Annotated in this window: 17 protein-coding genes and 1 other RNA gene; 6 read left to right on the top strand and 12 right to left on the bottom strand. The window is 44.9% G+C overall.

Going from position 1 to position 14,918, the window contains the following annotated elements; all coding sequences use genetic code 11:
* Positions 1 to 573 precede the first annotated feature (573 nt).
* The 3 genes from H5T41_02450 to H5T41_02440 all read right to left on the bottom strand — a co-directional run bounded on the left by H5T41_02450 (position 574) and on the right by H5T41_02440 (position 2,719).
* Entirely contained in the window at positions 574 to 1,275 is a 702-nt protein-coding gene (locus tag H5T41_02450; GenBank protein ID MBC7107643.1) for a class I SAM-dependent methyltransferase, read from the bottom strand.
* A 173-nt stretch (positions 1,276 to 1,448) separates the two neighbouring features.
* Positions 1,449 to 2,051 carry a MarC family protein gene (locus tag H5T41_02445; protein ID MBC7107642.1) on the bottom strand — a complete coding sequence of 201 codons (603 nt, stop codon included), beginning with the start codon at positions 2,049 to 2,051 and terminating at the stop codon, positions 1,449 to 1,451.
* Between the two features lie 443 nt (positions 2,052 to 2,494).
* Positions 2,495 to 2,719: a transcriptional regulator gene (locus H5T41_02440; protein MBC7107641.1), complete on the bottom strand. Its 225-nt coding sequence runs from the start codon at positions 2,717 to 2,719 to the stop codon at positions 2,495 to 2,497.
* Between the two features lie 136 nt (positions 2,720 to 2,855).
* Between H5T41_02440 and H5T41_02435 the strand changes: the two genes are divergently transcribed.
* Genes H5T41_02435 through H5T41_02425 form a run of 3 tightly spaced genes read left to right on the top strand, consistent with a single transcriptional unit; the run spans position 2,856 to position 3,591 of the window.
* The gene (locus H5T41_02435) at positions 2,856 to 3,101 is read left to right on the top strand and encodes a hypothetical protein (protein ID MBC7107640.1); all 246 of its coding nucleotides are present in this window, start codon (positions 2,856 to 2,858) and stop codon (positions 3,099 to 3,101) included.
* A gap of 37 nt (positions 3,102 to 3,138) precedes the next feature.
* Positions 3,139 to 3,291, top strand: coding sequence for a hypothetical protein (locus tag H5T41_02430; GenBank protein ID MBC7107639.1), 153 nt, complete (start codon positions 3,139 to 3,141; stop codon positions 3,289 to 3,291).
* Between the two features lie 6 nt (positions 3,292 to 3,297).
* A complete protein-coding gene (locus H5T41_02425) occupies positions 3,298 to 3,591 on the top strand; it encodes a hypothetical protein (GenBank protein ID MBC7107638.1) in 294 nt (97 codons plus the stop codon).
* A 253-nt stretch (positions 3,592 to 3,844) separates the two neighbouring features.
* On the opposite strand, the gene H5T41_02420 is transcribed toward H5T41_02425, so the two are convergent.
* Positions 3,845 to 4,537, bottom strand: coding sequence for a cysteine hydrolase (locus H5T41_02420; GenBank protein ID MBC7107637.1), 693 nt, complete (start codon positions 4,535 to 4,537; stop codon positions 3,845 to 3,847).
* Between the two features lie 47 nt (positions 4,538 to 4,584).
* On the opposite strand from H5T41_02420, the gene ffs reads away from it, so the two are divergent.
* An RNA gene (ffs, locus tag H5T41_02415) (signal recognition particle sRNA) lies at positions 4,585 to 4,896 on the top strand.
* Here ffs and H5T41_02410 read toward each other — a convergent pair.
* Together H5T41_02410 and H5T41_02405 are read right to left on the bottom strand one after the other, a co-directional pair.
* The gene (locus H5T41_02410) at positions 4,891 to 5,904 is read right to left on the bottom strand and encodes a methanogenesis marker 2 protein (protein MBC7107636.1); all 1,014 of its coding nucleotides are present in this window, start codon (positions 5,902 to 5,904) and stop codon (positions 4,891 to 4,893) included. The genes ffs and H5T41_02410 overlap by 6 nt on opposite strands.
* Positions 5,905 to 6,018: 114 nt before the next feature.
* The gene (locus tag H5T41_02405; GenBank protein ID MBC7107635.1) at positions 6,019 to 6,600 is read right to left on the bottom strand and encodes a hypothetical protein; all 582 of its coding nucleotides are present in this window, start codon (positions 6,598 to 6,600) and stop codon (positions 6,019 to 6,021) included.
* Positions 6,601 to 6,768: 168 nt separating this feature from the next.
* Here H5T41_02405 and nrdD point away from each other — a divergent pair, with 168 nt between their 5' ends.
* Positions 6,769 to 8,874 carry an anaerobic ribonucleoside-triphosphate reductase gene (gene nrdD / locus H5T41_02400; GenBank protein ID MBC7107634.1) on the top strand — a complete coding sequence of 702 codons (2,106 nt, stop codon included), beginning with the start codon at positions 6,769 to 6,771 and terminating at the stop codon, positions 8,872 to 8,874.
* 151 nt (positions 8,875 to 9,025) lie between these two features.
* A complete protein-coding gene (locus H5T41_02395) occupies positions 9,026 to 9,301 on the top strand; it encodes a hypothetical protein (GenBank protein ID MBC7107633.1) in 276 nt (91 codons plus the stop codon).
* 9 nt (positions 9,302 to 9,310) lie between these two features.
* On the opposite strand, the gene H5T41_02390 is transcribed toward H5T41_02395, so the two are convergent.
* From H5T41_02390 to H5T41_02365, 6 genes are all read right to left on the bottom strand, one after another.
* Positions 9,311 to 10,918 carry a site-2 protease family protein gene (locus H5T41_02390; protein ID MBC7107632.1) on the bottom strand — a complete coding sequence of 536 codons (1,608 nt, stop codon included), beginning with the start codon at positions 10,916 to 10,918 and terminating at the stop codon, positions 9,311 to 9,313.
* A 79-nt stretch (positions 10,919 to 10,997) separates the two neighbouring features.
* Positions 10,998 to 11,375: a hypothetical protein gene (locus H5T41_02385; GenBank protein ID MBC7107631.1), complete on the bottom strand. Its 378-nt coding sequence runs from the start codon at positions 11,373 to 11,375 to the stop codon at positions 10,998 to 11,000.
* A 62-nt stretch (positions 11,376 to 11,437) separates the two neighbouring features.
* On the bottom strand, positions 11,438 to 12,034 hold the full coding sequence (locus H5T41_02380) for a DUF1614 domain-containing protein (GenBank protein MBC7107630.1): 597 nt from the start codon (positions 12,032 to 12,034) through the stop codon (positions 11,438 to 11,440).
* A gap of 158 nt (positions 12,035 to 12,192) precedes the next feature.
* A complete protein-coding gene (locus tag H5T41_02375; protein ID MBC7107629.1) occupies positions 12,193 to 12,495 on the bottom strand; it encodes a hypothetical protein in 303 nt (100 codons plus the stop codon).
* Between the two features lie 10 nt (positions 12,496 to 12,505).
* Entirely contained in the window at positions 12,506 to 13,597 is a 1,092-nt protein-coding gene (locus H5T41_02370; GenBank protein ID MBC7107628.1) for an ATP-binding cassette domain-containing protein, read from the bottom strand.
* The gene (locus tag H5T41_02365) at positions 13,597 to 14,916 is read right to left on the bottom strand and encodes an ABC transporter ATP-binding protein (GenBank protein ID MBC7107627.1); all 1,320 of its coding nucleotides are present in this window, start codon (positions 14,914 to 14,916) and stop codon (positions 13,597 to 13,599) included. The genes H5T41_02370 and H5T41_02365 overlap by 1 nt, the downstream gene beginning before the upstream one ends.
* Positions 14,917 to 14,918 lie beyond the last annotated feature (2 nt).

Below are 14,918 nucleotides of genomic sequence, written 5' to 3'. Positions count from 1 at the left end.
GTGATATTTTTCTGGATCTTGTCGTTCAAGTACCTAGATCAAACGGAAATTTTCGGTATCGGCACCCCATCAGGTGTACGCGAGAGTTATCCAAAAAAGAATTCCTGTCTCGGCGGTTAGTGTGCCAAGTCAGGGACGTCTGTCCAGTATAGTTCACACCGAGCAAATTTCTCGATCAGTAATGGGCAAAGTGCTTTACTCTCTAGGACTTTTGTGCAGGTATCGAATTCCGTGCACTCTGCGCACTGCTTAATCCCTCTACCTGTTGCACACTGGTACGCCTCGCATATATCTGCGAACGAGGAACTCATTTCTTTAAAACAGCCATCGCAGAGGCTACCGAAGTGGAAGCAATTTTCGCATTCATTTCCACATGCGCCTATTATTATATTCATAATTAATAATTATTCTGTAGGGGCTATATTAAAAGCTTACTTTCTGTGCCAGGAATCTACAAACTTGAGTACCGGACAACACCAACAAGTCAGTTTAGAATTTCATAGCCAGAAATTAAAGGTGAAAGCGCTTTTTCTTGTTTCGTTCGAGATTTTTTTATCAATTTTTAAGATGACTTCAATGAACAATGTAATCGGCGATCACTTTCATGGATAGATTTTTATTCATCGTCGATAAGAAAAAATCGGACGGTTCTCGATTTTCCGCAACCACCTCAATGTATGAACGCTTGACCCGGTGTCCGCCATAATTTTTTTCTTTTTCAACTTTCGATATTCTTTTGATCGTCATACCATCAAGAAGTCTCAGAACCTCATCCTCATTGAAGTAATGAATAATGATCCCTGTTCCTTTGATGAATGTACTATCATCAAGCCTTTCACCAGCACCAAACCTCATGTCTTCCACAGAAAAAACGCGAAGGAGGAGTATCCCATCTGGGATAAGCACTCTTTTCACTTCAGAAACAACAATTGACCTCTCGTTACTTCTTAGATGTTCGAATATGTGGAATGCAATGACGATGTCGAATGATCTGTTTCTGAAAGGAAGAAAAGACACGTCCGCTCGAAGAAAATCAATTTTCTGACTCATGTAAAACCTTCTTCGACAAGTCTTCAATGCATTTGAGGAAAAGTCTACACCAACGAGGTAATTGCCAGAGTTTTCGAGAGCACTCATCGTCTTTCCATCGCCGCAGCCTAGCTCCAGAATACGTTCATCTCCTACTAATCGAATTGGCAATTCAGTCAGACCTTTCCATGCTCTTTTTGTTTTACGATAAAATTCGTCCCAATAACAGGATTGTTCATCTCGCATTTTGGATCATCGCTTCAAACTTGTAAGCGTCAGTCAATCAATTGATAATTTCGATGAACACAAAAGTAACGATGAGAGATAATGAAAAACGAATTATCGTATGAATACGCCGATCGTGTTACGATTGAAATTCCTCTATCTATGGTTCTTTTCTCAAAGTTCTGAAGTAATTTTCAAAAAATTCCCAACCGCATCAAACCGGAAATAAACTCGTAGCTCCCACGCATGATGTATTCGATTCCTATGGCAGCAATGAGGAGTCCGATGATCTTCGAGGTTATTTCGATGACATTATTTCCGACAAGTCTCGTGATAATGACAGCGTTATGCAGCAGGATCCATGTGATTGCCAGTGCGAAGAGCCCGCCAATCAGCGGCACAAGATAACCGTAGTTTGTTGTCAAGATAATTGCTGTCGTGATCACACCTGGTCCAGTGAGAATTGGTGTGGCAATAATGACCCACGCAACGTTCTGATCACTCGTTCTCGTGAGATTGACGCCAAAGATGATCTCAAGGGACATGAGGAGCAATACGAGTCCACCGGCAATTCTGAAGCCAGATGTTGTAACACCGAAAAATGATAGAAGCTCCCGTCCAACAAGGACGAAAACGACGAAAAGAATGCCAGCGACCAGAACAGCCTTATTCGCACTCCTGATCTTATCCTCCTCGCTGAAATTCTTTGTCAGGCTGATGAATATCGGGAGGCTTGCAAAGGGATCGAAGATGAAGAACAGAAGGGTTGAAGCGTAAACGATATCCGATAACTCCATTGCCCATAGATAGGGCGAAACGTATTTTAAGGATTTTGAAGCGGAATTATTTTACAAGGTAACTGGATAAATGATTGATCCGATTAGAATTTTTTGGAAAAGTATCCTCCTTAGTAATTGATGTGACGGAATCTCCCTAGTTTTTCTTGAGATCTCACGAAGGTCATAGTTAAGTGGATTACACTTCCATACCTGGATTTCTTTTTACGTCAAGACTCCCGAAGTGTTATCATCGCGACAAATATGCTTTGATAAATGAGATTTTTGAAAGTGGTGTTTTTTCGGCAGATCTCGCGACAAATGGGAAAGAGTATGAGCAGATGTTTAAAAAACGAGAGAATTTCTCAAGAATTCTGTCAAATAAAAATCACCGAAAAAACCATGGAAAAAGATTGACTTTGTATTCCTTTGAGTTCTAGACCGGTTTCTTATATTGTACCGATCTATTGGGTCTTTATCAGAAAATAGCCGGCGGATTTTTCTCTAGCTCTTCGTTTCACGTATCCCTTCTTTTCAAGTTCTTGAAGGGCTGCCAGGCATTGCGCCTTCGGCAACTTCGACATATTCGTAATCCTCTGGGCGTCAGTCATCTTCTCTTCGCCGATGATACCGGCGTCTTTCATGACCTTAAAGACCTTTTCTGCATTTGGTGAAAGTCCCTCAGGCATAAGGGGGAAGTAGGAAACGGGGTTTATTAATTTTGCGGTTGCTTCGAAATCTGGATAATTTAAATCGATCCATATCAAAAATCCTCGCCTAAGTGGCATTCAATTACTTTATAAGAGTCTCGATTCGTATTGTCACATGATCAAAATGATAGAGAAGAAACTTTGGCGCTGTTACATCTGCAACGATGTTCATTATGGCTTGAAACCGCCGGAAATCTGCCCCACCTGCAAGGCAAAGAACGCGTTTTGCGAAATAGACACTGCCGAGGCGATCGGAATCATCAACGAGTCTCATAGAAAATTCGATACCGTTGATGATCTTGTCGCCGTTTGGTCCAGATTTGCCGAAGGCCAGGATTTCAAAGTCAGTGAAAAAAACTGAAGACGTAATTCTTCTGGCTAGAGGCGAACTCGAAAACATGAGAAAATACGGATTCAAGTACTGTCCCTGCAGGATCACAACAGGGCGCGCTGACGCCGATTTGAAACTCATTTGCCCGTGCAATTTCAAGTCCCAGGAACGCTGGAAGGAAGACGGCGAGTGCTGGTGCGGGCTGTTTATGAGGAGGTAGATTGTCATGACAAATCAAGCAAGTGGCCGGCTGATATGGTTTTACGGCCGGGAGTGCCCTCACTGCCGCGCAGTAAGGTCTTTGGTCAATCTTTTGAAGGAAGAACTCGGTGTTGAGATTGTGGAGCTGGAAGTGTGGCACAACGAGGAGAATGCGCAGTTGATGAGGCGATACAGCGAAGTCATTTCGAAAGCCTGTGGCGGAGATTTGGGGGTTCCGGCTTTTTACAATGAGAAGACCGGTAAGGCGCTATGCGGAAAGGTTACAATCGAGAAACTCAGGAATTGGGCAAGTGAATGAACAATATGAATTAGTCACGGCTGTAGGTCTTAACGAGGACCTTCAATTTCAGGGGTTAAATTGCCAAGATCTGTCGAATTCCACCATTTCAATTGCCAACTCAATCCTGCATTTTTCGAACACTCCAAAATCCATAGTGAAATTCGTTATGCGCTGTAAGAATCTCCAAATGAAATATTGCGCAAGTCCACGCATGTTGTCCACCTGAGAATATCAATAAAAAAGATAAATTTTTTTAAAAAAAGCCAGAAGTTTATTCCAATCTCTTCAGGAACTCATCGTGAGTGAGGACCTCGCCGATAAGCGGGAAGAATTTCGTTTCCACGTACTTTTGCTCCTCCTCAGACATCGCGCACGTGCAGTCTTTGAGGAGGAAGACTTTATATCCCTTGTCGTAAGCGGATCGAGCGGTGCCTTCCACGCATACATTAGTCAGGAAGCCAGCAAAGGCGACATTTTTTATGCCATTCACTCTGAGGACGAAGTCAATATTGCTCGAGTGGAACGCATCGAGCGTTCTCTTTCCTTCAATAACAATATCCTGATCAGTTGGTTTCAATTCGTCGATGATCTCTCCGCCCCACGTGCCCTTTCTAAACGCCTTCGCCTTTGCAGCATTCTGATGGATTGGTCCGAGTACACCAGCGCAGCCAGCATCTCGATAGTCCTGTTCAAAGAGTATTGGGCACAAGATGGTAAGGCAATTGCCTCGAGCCTTCCTGATGCAGTCCGCAGCGTTTTCAATCGTCCTTTGCTTCTTGAGCTGTTCTTTCACGGCCTCGTAAAGGCCGCCTCCAGGCTTGCAGAAGTCGTTCTGGAATTCGATGAAGACAATTGCAGTCTCTTCAGCCTTCGTTAAAATCACCCCCCTAAATAGATAATACAATCGAGGTATGAAATAAAGATTACTAAAAGAATCGATCAACAGAGCGGTTTTCGGACGCATTATCAATCGAGAATAGGTATAAATACGAAAATGGGTTAATGAGCATCCGCTAGGCTCGACCGGGGCGTTCGGCGTGCCCTTATACACCGAAATCGTCGATATGCGGGGGTGACAGCAGGGGACGTCGTAACTGGAACGATGAGGACCCTTACACCAACGATGAGGTCTTGTTCCCCGGGGTCGGTGGCAGCATTGTGATGCAGCTGGAGGGCTGCGTCCTTTGCTCTAATCATGGGGAACGAGTCAGGCCCTGACGGGAGCAGCTTAACCATGAACTACCGACGCTCGGGGGGAAACGGGGCCGAGAAGGTGTCCGGATAATCCTCATCGAACCAGGCGGCAACCCCTGTGGCCTAGCACACGTTTTCGGATCTTTTGCGAATTCTTTCTGTTATGAAGGGCCCTTTGCATCCCGCGATTACATCCTTGTCAAAATCGAAGAGAACGCCTGTATTATTCCCTTGTTTCAGAATAAGTTTACTGCCTGACTGCACATTCCCAACGACTGCCGCGTCTACATTTACAGTGTTAAACAAGTTGATAATTTCTTCAGAATTCTCGGGATTCGCTGTCAGTACAAATCCGAAGCCCTGATAAGCTTTGAGCCATTGTGTTAGATCCTCATTTTCAGGCCTTGGTATCAAATCGATATCAACGATACCCCCTTTCCCGCTGGTTTCGAGCAGCATACCAAGCGTCCCTAGAGATCCTGGATTGCTTATATCCTTTCCAGAATTGGCGAGACCTCTTTTTCCGATTTCATTCATGATGCGCATCTGCCGCCTTACGAATTCTTCGCTCTTCTTTGATGTGGTGTCCCATGCATAAGGCAACTTCTCCGGAAAATAACCGTCTGTGTCCATCGCGAAAATAATATCGTCATCGTTTTCGGCTGTGTGACTGTAAATAACTTCATTCTTTCCCGCAACGCCAAGAATCGCAACATCGATAGCATGATATTCACAATCTGGATGGGTGTGGCCGCCAACTATAGGGACTCCAAATTTTCTTACAGCTGCCTCAACGCCTCTCATCACCTGTGCGCAGATCTTTTCCTCTTTCATCGAAATCACATCGACCATGGCAAGGGGAACCCCACCCATTGCAAGAATGTCATGAATGTTAACGAGAACTGAGTAATAACCCGCGAAGTAGGGATTCGTCTTCATCAGCGGTTCCATGATACCATCCGCGGCGAGCAGAAGAACAGAATCGCCAAATTCGATGACAGCAGCGTCCTCTCCCCATGAGGCCAGGATGTTTTGTTGATCGATTTTTGGGAAGAAGTGAAGAACGTCGGAGATCGTACGTTTTCTCGTAATGCCAGGGTGTTTTCTGATATCTGATATGAGGGCTTCGAGATTCATGCGGCTCTGTATGTGCTTAAGACTAAATATTTTCCACCCCCGAATTCTACAATCAAATGTTCTCTTTTGTGAAAGCGGTTTTTCACTTCCTCTGGGAATAATCTAAATTGAGAGCTAAATTGAGAGTTTAGTCTGAGTTGTTTCCTTTACCATGTGCCATGCGTCAAAAAGGTCCAAAACAATCATCTTTAGGATCTCATCGGACGCTTCCTTGAGCGTTTCATCCTCGATTAAATATGCTTTGACGCTATCGGGGATTTTCCATCCAGCTTTTGAAAGAACCTTCTTTGCCTCCTGTCTTTCTTCCGTTGTCGCGATCCTCCCGGGCATTCGGTCTTCAACCCCTGCTCTTTTTAATTCATCCTGAAATATCGGTCGTTTGAAGAGTTTGCAGAGTGTGTACAAGATCAGGGCATTCGCCTTTTCGCCACTTGCTATCATCCTGGCTTTTTCTCCTACGACAGTATAAATATCCTTCTCCTGAGCTTTCGCAGGAACGTAAAGTTTAGCTGGAGGTACCTCATATTCTCTGAGTAGTCTAATGTCTGCTAATGCTCTGAGATATCCTGTCAATACCAACCGGTGGATTTTAAATCCTCTTTTTTCCAATTCTTTTGAAAGGGCGCTGATAGATTTACCTTCAGTGCCTAGTATTTCGTAAATTGTTCTCCTTAAATCTTCCTCTGGATGGAACAATTGATCACAGATATGGTAAAAGATTTGATAAATAAATAACCTTTCAATAACCGTTAATTTTTATCAAAACGTGTTCCAAAATGCCTTTAAGCAGGCGTGAAAATAGTATTAGTTGCCTTGTAATGGGATGCGTAATATCTGAGCATCACTTTTGAGAAGTGTGATAACATGAAGGCGGTAGAGTATCTTCGCGAACCTGGAGAAGTTTACTCCGACGAAAAAGAGTCGACTGAATTGTCGCTCTTTGTCAGGACATCTGACGAAGAGATAAAGAAATGGGATCGGAGCAAGATCTACGAAGCGCTGATCCGTGAAACAACGATCAGCGAGGACGCTGCTTCGATCGTAGCTCGCGAAGTCGAGAAATTGATATTGAGCCTCGATCTAGATGTAATCACAGCACCTCTAATTAGAGAACTGACGAATGCGAAGCTTGTAGAATACGGGCTGGCGAAGATAAGGAAGCAACACACGAGACTCGGTGTACCACTTTATGACACAAGACAGATCATCATGAATCCAAACAAAGAAAATGCTAATGTTCCGCATGGACCCGAGGCCACAAATCTAACACTTGCTGAGAGGATCAAGAAGGAGTTCGCGTTGCTTGAAGTCTTTTCGCAGGAACTTGCAGACGCGCACATGCGGGGTGACATTCACCTGCATGATCTAGGCATGATAGACAGACCCTATTGCAGCGGACAATCAATTGAATATGTTAAGAAATTCGGTTTAAATCTACCCAATGCGATATCAATTGCAAAACCGGCGAAGCATCCAGAAGTTCTCATTGAGCAAATTATAAAATTCTCAGCAGCTCTCCAAGGTCACTTCGCGGGCGCAATAGGATGGGATGCTGTTAACATATTCCTCGCTCCCTACCTCGAGAATGTTGACGATGTCAGGATGAAGCAGCTTGCACAAATTCTGATTTTTGAGTTTGCACAGCAAGCCGTAGCAAGAGGCGGTCAATCAATCTTCAGCGATCTCAATCTTTACTGGGAAATTCCAGACCACTTCGTTGGCGTTCCCGCAATTGGTCCGAAAGGTGAATTCACGGGGCAGAATTACGAGGATTACATCGAAGAAAGTCAGAGGTTTGTATCGGCACTCTTTGATGTTTATCTCGAAGGCGATGCACTCGGCAGACCATTCTTCTTCCCGAAACCTAATGTCCATATGACTGAAAAGTTCTTCTCAACCGAGGGTCACGAAGAGTTTCTGCAGAAAATATCGCATGTAGCATCCGAGAAAGGAAACACGTATTTCGTGTTTGATCGTGGAAATACTGCAAAAATCAGCGAATGCTGTAGATTGGCATTCAAGCTCGACAAAAATGATCTCGAGGACGCTAAGATGCCTTGGAAGATGAGGTACTCTGCGATGCAAAACGTGACGATCAATCTACCAAGAATTGCTTATGAAGCGCATCAGGATGATGAAAGACTCTTCGAGATACTCCGGGAACGAGTGGAACTCGTCGCACAAGCTCATCTCCAGAAAAGAGAATTCATCATGAAGCTGCTCAAGATGGGTAAACACGGCCCTCTTGCACTTCTGACAATGAATCTCGATGGAGAGCCTTATTTCAGGCTCGAAAAGGCCTCTTATCTTGTCGGAATGGTCGGACTCAACGAGATGGTTCAGTATCACACTGGTGAACAAATGCATGAATCAAAAGATGCGTTGAGGTTCGGTTTAAAAGTGATTGCGGCGATGAAAACTGAGGCCGATCGGCTCGCTGCTGAGCTTGGCATAAGAATGCCTCTCGAGCAGACACCAGCCGAAAGCACCGCATACCGCTTTGCAAGACTCGATATGAAGTATTATCCACTCCAAGCTCCTACGGTCATACGGGGCAATAAGAGCACTGGTGAAATCTATTACACAAACTCGACATATCTCAACGTTGGAGCGCCGGTGAGCGCGATTGAGAGGGTGCGAACAGAAGGGCTCTTCCATCCGTTAATTGAAGCCGGCGCACTCACGCATGTATGGCTCGGTGAACATAAGCCTCCAGCAGAGAGCATAGCTTCGTTCGTCAAAAAGACATTTGAGAACAGTCAAAATGCTCAAATTGCTTTCAGTCCTGAGTTCACCTCCTGCCTGAGTTGCGGTAAGACGAGCAGAGGGTTGAGGTCGACCTGTCCATATTGCTCTTCGCCTGATGTCGAAGGAATCACAAGAGTCACTGGTTTCTTTTCAAAGACAAGCAGCTGGAACAAGGGCAAGATCGGAGAGCTCAAAGATAGGATGAGAAACGACATTGCATAAGATCGCGCGATGAATTTTCCCCATCTTTTCTTTTTTTTATGACTATGTTCACATCGCGACGAAATTAAAGCAAAATGATCGTGATTTGCATTATTTAGATTCAAATACTATAAGGATTAAATAACGTCAAAAGAAATTGCGGTGAAATCTGATGACAAAGGTGAGGGTCGGAGAGCATCTTTGCGTCAATCTCAGTCGCAGGAGTCTGTGTGATAATTGTTGGACTGATTTCTGTCCACACGACAGGGAGGAAGTCGTTGAATATTGCGAGCATTTCCGGCCCCCATTTGCCATCTACAGGAGATGCCCAAATTGCGGGGAGATATACGAGCTCTTTTCAAATTTCAAATCGCTCGATCCTGATCTATGCCCCCGATGCAACGAGTCAGGATTTCGTGTAATTTTCATCTCGTTCGCGAAGAGATAAAAAGGATATCTAGATGATTCGTGGTCCAATAATCTGCCAGAGTATCAGCACTAAAACGAAGAAAGCGAGAGCGTAAGTGATCGCCGCGATGTATTTCTCTCTTTCCTTTTCTGTTGCATTCTTTTTAAACTTCCTGACGAACGAATCGAGCCAATCCTTAAAGAGATATCCACCGTCCAGTGGGACAGCTGGTAAAACATTTGTCAGGCCAACCATGAGATTTATCCAAAAGATCCAGTACATGCAATTGGCAATAACCCAAAAAGTGCTGGTGGGGAGAAATGCCATCGTGCCCCCTGGAACAAAAAGATCGGCCAATGGAGATCTCAACGGCGCGAGACCGAGGAATGGCAGTGAGATATATGTGAGCGTTGATGAAATAAAGCCATCTAAATCGGTAACACCTTCATATGGGTGAGCGAGCCTTTTCAACAGTACATCTGGTGAATTGAGCGTCGCACCGATGTATGCCGTATTGATGCCGAGATATCCTGTGTCCTTGAAATCTGGTCCGATCAGTTCTGGCACCATTTTCTTATAATATTCCAACTTGCTTTCCAGCGTTATCTCCGTTATCTCATCAAACACTTCGAAAGTTCCTGTTGCATCAAAGTACGCAAGTAATGTGATATTCACCGTCTGATATGGTTTTGTCAATGACATAGCTCTCTTAAAATCAAATTCATTACGCACGATGGTATCGTTGATCGAAGCGATGATCATTCCCGGTTTTATTCCAGCCCTGGCTGCGGGCAAACCAGGTGCTATCTGGGTGACCACGACTCCGGATGTGACATTCACTCTATTAATATGACCTGCGTAATAGAATTCAACAGAAACCAACTCGCCAGGGTCAGGAACACTGATGTTCTCGACGTCAGATATATTCACGACTTCTACTCCTTCAATTTTTACAATCTGAGATCCAAAAAGCAATCCTGCATGTTCTGCTGGGCTATCGTTGGCCACATTGATAACAACGGGATTCGGTCTGACTGGAGTTGCCGAAGCGACGAAGAGTGAAGAAAAAATCAGGGCGCAAATAAGTGCAAGTACGATATTCGTCGCAGGACCTGCCGCGTATACACTCGTCCTTTTCTTTTTCTCAGTTTTGACGAGCTCCTCCTCATCAGGTTCGACAAATGCGCCTAATGGAATGACGAGAAATAGGAGGCCAAGAGATTTCACTGCCATATTGCCAACACGTGTCATGATTCCGTGAGCGAATTCATGAGCCACGACGGCGACAATCAATCCAACGATGCCGTAACCGATCGGAATGATCGGGTTGATCCCTGGGATTCCGATAAGCAACTCAGGTCCCGGTGCCCTTTCCGCAGGAATATTTGCGACTATCGTTGCTTCCCAGATCAGCAGGGCCATGATAACGATCATCGCAGCAATACAAATGATCTTGGCAAAAGCGCTGTAGAAATGCCAAAATCTCCTTGGTTTCGATAGCTTTTCTATCAGCAACTTTCCTCTCGATGTCCTCCACATGAGGATTGGCCCGATCATTCGGATTCCGTGTTTTGCAAGGAATCCGAGTTTGTGCAAGGAGTAAACTAAAAAAATGTATGCGATAACGACGATGAGCGCGATAATGTATGGGTTCATCAAATTCTCTGGCTCGTAAAGGAAAAAGAAGTATTAAAGGATTAACAGGCAGAGGACGTGAAAACCATGATTTCAGAGATCATTCCCGACTCCAAACTTCATCAGAAATCTCGTCATAAATTGCCGAGGAATCGTCCTTCTTTTTCTGTTCTTCATCACCTTGTCTAGCGAGACGAAGAATTTGATCGCTCTTCAAAATCCAGTAATGGATTCTCCAAAGCTTTCCTTTTTTTAAATGCACTTCTTCCTGCGTTGTTGTCAGCAATCCTTCCTCTTCGAGCATGTAGAAAACATCTCTATCTTCAGATGTGAGACGATTGTCGATGACTTCATTCGTATAGCCAAAAAAGCTCATCAGATATTCTGCTAGGCGTTTAATATCATTCTCGGCCATTCCTTTCTTTCCCAGCGTATTTTTCAACGCCATTACAACGTCATCCATGCTTACAACTGTCAAACTTTCCCCAAAAACCCGAATCGTTTTTCAAATTAAAGAAAGTATTGGCATATTCGTTTCGATCAAATTTCCCTGTTTGATCGTTTATGATTTAAAGCAATGATTATTTTTTTCATGCAAGAAGCAAAACTCGTTGCGGTCCACAGGACCGCAATGGCAATGATCCCTGCGAGAAAGACGAAATCAATGATACCGCCCGCTCCAAAAATGAATTCTCTCGTCTCATTGCCCCATAGCGAGGCCAGTTGCAAAACGTCGAGGCCAATAAATGTACCGAGACTTGCCGTTGCATACGAAATCGCGGAGGCTTGTAACAAATCCTTTTCACCTGCAAGAATATAAGCGCACAAGGCTGCAACCGCAGAAACGACGAGCCAGAAAGGAAAATCGATCACGACTTGGCCATTCCTGATATCGGTGAAGGCGTATGATAGAAGTATCGTGATGGATACTGAAATGATTAAGTGAACGATTTTGATTTTTCGAAATATAATGATTAGACACGAGATGAGTAGAGGAACAAGGGCGCCAGTGATGTTGATACTGACAGGTGGGAAACCATCGACGATTTTGAGATTGATGAAAGAAAAAAAAAGATTGCTGCAATTGCGACGAGAGCGGCGTACGCGATCGTCTCCAACAAGGAATCCTCCACCCAAAGATCGGTGAGGCCAGCCGAGGTGTAATGTGCAACGAGCAACACGATGGTGATGAAAATCATCAGCGATGCGATGACTGATGCGAGAATCACCGCAACAGACGACATCGCTTTTTACATGGAAATCATGCTATAATAAGATTCCAGTGCTTTTTTTGTTTATCCAATCTTTCCGCTTTTGTTCGACTCGCGCTTCCAGATTTTGCTGTAGAGGAAGACTTCGCCGAGAATTAGCAAAACAAGCGCAAATGCGATTAAGGGAGCAGTCGCGCCAGCGCCATAGATTCTGATGATTTCGAGAATAAGAAATGAATCGAGGAACATGCATCCAACTGCATACCAGTACTTTAGATAGGTTTTTTTAATCCACAAAGACCAAGGCATCTCTGGTTCTTTGACTTCCTCGGTCTTTTCCTGTGCATTCTCCTTTTCTTGAATTCTAATTATGCGTTTTTTTGCCATGATCTATTTCTCATCGGAAATGGCAGGCGACAAGATGCCCTCCGCCTTTATCAACGAGGGGCGGCTCCTTCTGTTCGCATATTGCCTCACGATATCTGCACCTCGTATGGAACCGGCAACCTGATGGCGGGTTGGCCGGGCTTGGAATATCGCCAGCGAGGATGATCCTGTCTCTTCGAAGATCGGGATCTGGAATCGGAATGACCGAAAGGAGTGCCTCGGTGTAAGGGTGAAGTGGTTTTCTAAAGAGTTCATCTTTGCTCGCCGTTTCAACAATCTTTCCCAAATACATGACATTGATTGTGTCGCACATGTACTTGATCGTGCTGAGATCGTGGGATATGAAAAGATAGGAAAGCCCGAACTCCGCCTGAAGATCATTGAGTAAGTTCAAGATTTGTGCTTGAACAGAAACGTCTAACGCGGAAGTTGGCTCATCTAACACAACGAAATCTGGATTGAGTGCAAATGCGCGTGCAATGCCGATCCTTTGTCTCTGCCCGCCGCTGAATTCGTGAGGATATCTATAAAGATGTTCTGGGTTGAGACCAACTCTCTCAAGAAGAGCTGTAACCCGCTCTCTCAACTCCTCTCCTTTCGCGACACCGTGGACGAGGAGCGGCTCGCCAACGATATCCTTGATGAGCATTCTTGGGTTAAGGGAGGAAAATGGATCTTGGAAAACAATCTGCATGTAGCGCCGGAGTTTTCTCATTTCCTCCTCTTCCTTCATGTCCAGTGCGTAAGCCTTCTGGATCTCAAGCAATTCGTTTTCCAGCTTGACCTTCTCCTTTTCATCAAATTGATTCTTCTCATCCAGTTGACACAACTTCTCTTCGATTTCGATGAGCCTTTTTCTTACTTCCGAAGGCATTCGATAATACACATGACCTTCCGTTGGCGGGATCAGGTTGAGCATGCAGCGGCCTGCCGTTGTTTTGCCACACCCACTTTCCCCTACGAGACCCACAGTTTCGCCCTTCTTTATGGCGATGTTGACACCATCGACAGCCTTCACACTACCGAGCTCTCTCCTGAACAGCCCTGCGCGTATCGGGAAATGTTTCTTCAACCCGCGGGCCTCGACGAGGTACTCTTCCATCAGCTCGCCCCCCTCGTGTACAGATGACAAGCGACGAAATGCTCTGGTCTCACTTCAAGCATTGGAGGTTTCTCTCTCTTACAAATCTCCATTGCAAACTGACATCGTGGGTGAAAACGGCATCCTGGTGGCGGATGGACGAGATTCGGTACATTTCCCGGAATGATGTCAAGTCTTGTGCCCTCAGTCGTCAGTTTTGGAATTGAATTCATCAGCCCCTGCGTGTAAGGGTGAAGTGGCTCCTTGAAAATCGATCGTACAGGGCCAATCTCAGCCATCACACCTGCATACATGACACCAACCCTTTCGCATGTTTCCGCCACGACACCAAGATTGTGAGTAATGAGGAGGATTGAAGTGCCCGTCTGCAGTTGCAGATCCTTCATCAGTTTGAGGATCTGTGCCTGTATCGTGACATCGAGCGCTGTCGTCGGTTCATCGGCAATCAACAACCGTGGTTTGCATGCAAGTGCCATCGCGATCGTTACGCGTTGTTGCATTCCACCGCTCAACTCATGCGGATAAGATTTCAAAACGTTCTTTGGATCAGGGATTCTCACCAGCTTCAGCATATCCTCAGCTCGGCGGAGCGCTTCTTGTTTGAGAGGTTTCTGGAATCGCCTAAGGAGCGGAATTCTCGCAAGGAATCTGATGGCATAAGTATCGGGTTTTTTGCTCATCATTTTAAGTATCTTTCTGTAATAGAGAAGGCTCGGCAGTCTGAGTAAGCCGAGACTTGATTTCTTCGACTTAATTTCTTCAATTTCATTTTCAATGTTCTTCAAAACAGCCTTCGAAAGTTCCTGCTTTTCATGAAGCAGAAAGTTTTCGGCGATTTGCTCCCCCGCAGTAAAAACTGGGTTGAGCGAACTCATAGGCTCCTGGAAAATCATCGAGATGTACTTTCCACGGATCTTCTGCATGTAAGTAATACTCTTCGATAGCAGATCGTATTCTTTCCGGATCTTTTCAAGTTCCTTTTTTGCATCCTCCAACTCCTTTTTCCTTCCATTCTCCTTTTCAGAGGATTGAATCTCAGCGACCTTGCGGAGAAGTTCGATTCTTCTCTGCCTGACCTCTGGAGGCATCATAAAGAAGATACTTCCCCTCTCGATTTTTCCGGGTGGGGAGGGAATGAGACGAAGGATGCAATTTGCTGTCACACTTTTCCCACAACCTGTTTCACCGACAAGGCCAAACGTCTCGCCTTTTCTGATCGTGAGATTGATGCCGTCGAGCGCCTTGACGACTCCTTGGTAGGTGTAGAAATTCGTATATAGGTTTTCAATTTCCAGAAGCACTTCGTTGTTTTGCCCCATGA

Source organism: Methanomassiliicoccales archaeon, assembly GCA_014361295.1.
Lineage (GTDB): Archaea > Thermoplasmatota > Thermoplasmata > Methanomassiliicoccales > JACIVX01 > JACIVX01.
The sequence above is the reverse complement of the archived record's forward strand: the minus strand, read 5'-3'. Positions and strand labels throughout refer to the sequence as shown.

What these genes read in the sequence shown, in the direction of transcription:
- H5T41_02440 (MBC7107641.1), bottom strand. Translation starts at nt 2,719, where the DNA reads ATGCCTGAGGGACTTTCACCAAATGCAGAAAAGGTCTTTAAGGTCATG.
- H5T41_02430 (MBC7107639.1), top strand. Translation starts at nt 3,139, where the DNA reads ATGAGAAAATACGGATTCAAGTACTGTCCCTGCAGGATCACAACAGGG.
- H5T41_02420 (MBC7107637.1), bottom strand. Translation starts at nt 4,537, where the DNA reads ATGCGTCCGAAAACCGCTCTGTTGATCGATTCTTTTAGTAATCTTTAT.
- H5T41_02365 (MBC7107627.1), bottom strand. Translation starts at nt 14,916, where the DNA reads ATGGGGCAAAACAACGAAGTGCTTCTGGAAATTGAAAACCTATATACG.
- H5T41_02375 (MBC7107629.1), bottom strand. Translation starts at nt 12,495, where the DNA reads ATGGCAAAAAAACGCATAATTAGAATTCAAGAAAAGGAGAATGCACAG.
- H5T41_02390 (MBC7107632.1), bottom strand. Translation starts at nt 10,918, where the DNA reads ATGAACCCATACATTATCGCGCTCATCGTCGTTATCGCATACATTTTT.
- H5T41_02395 (MBC7107633.1), top strand. Translation starts at nt 9,026, where the DNA reads ATGACAAAGGTGAGGGTCGGAGAGCATCTTTGCGTCAATCTCAGTCGC.
- H5T41_02450 (MBC7107643.1), bottom strand. Translation starts at nt 1,275, where the DNA reads ATGCGAGATGAACAATCCTGTTATTGGGACGAATTTTATCGTAAAACA.
- H5T41_02410 (MBC7107636.1), bottom strand. Translation starts at nt 5,904, where the DNA reads ATGAATCTCGAAGCCCTCATATCAGATATCAGAAAACACCCTGGCATT.
- nrdD (MBC7107634.1), top strand. Translation starts at nt 6,769, where the DNA reads ATGAAGGCGGTAGAGTATCTTCGCGAACCTGGAGAAGTTTACTCCGAC.
- H5T41_02435 (MBC7107640.1), top strand. Translation starts at nt 2,856, where the DNA reads ATGATCAAAATGATAGAGAAGAAACTTTGGCGCTGTTACATCTGCAAC.
- H5T41_02445 (MBC7107642.1), bottom strand. Translation starts at nt 2,051, where the DNA reads ATGGAGTTATCGGATATCGTTTACGCTTCAACCCTTCTGTTCTTCATC.
- H5T41_02370 (MBC7107628.1), bottom strand. Translation starts at nt 13,597, where the DNA reads ATGGAAGAGTACCTCGTCGAGGCCCGCGGGTTGAAGAAACATTTCCCG.
- H5T41_02425 (MBC7107638.1), top strand. Translation starts at nt 3,298, where the DNA reads ATGACAAATCAAGCAAGTGGCCGGCTGATATGGTTTTACGGCCGGGAG.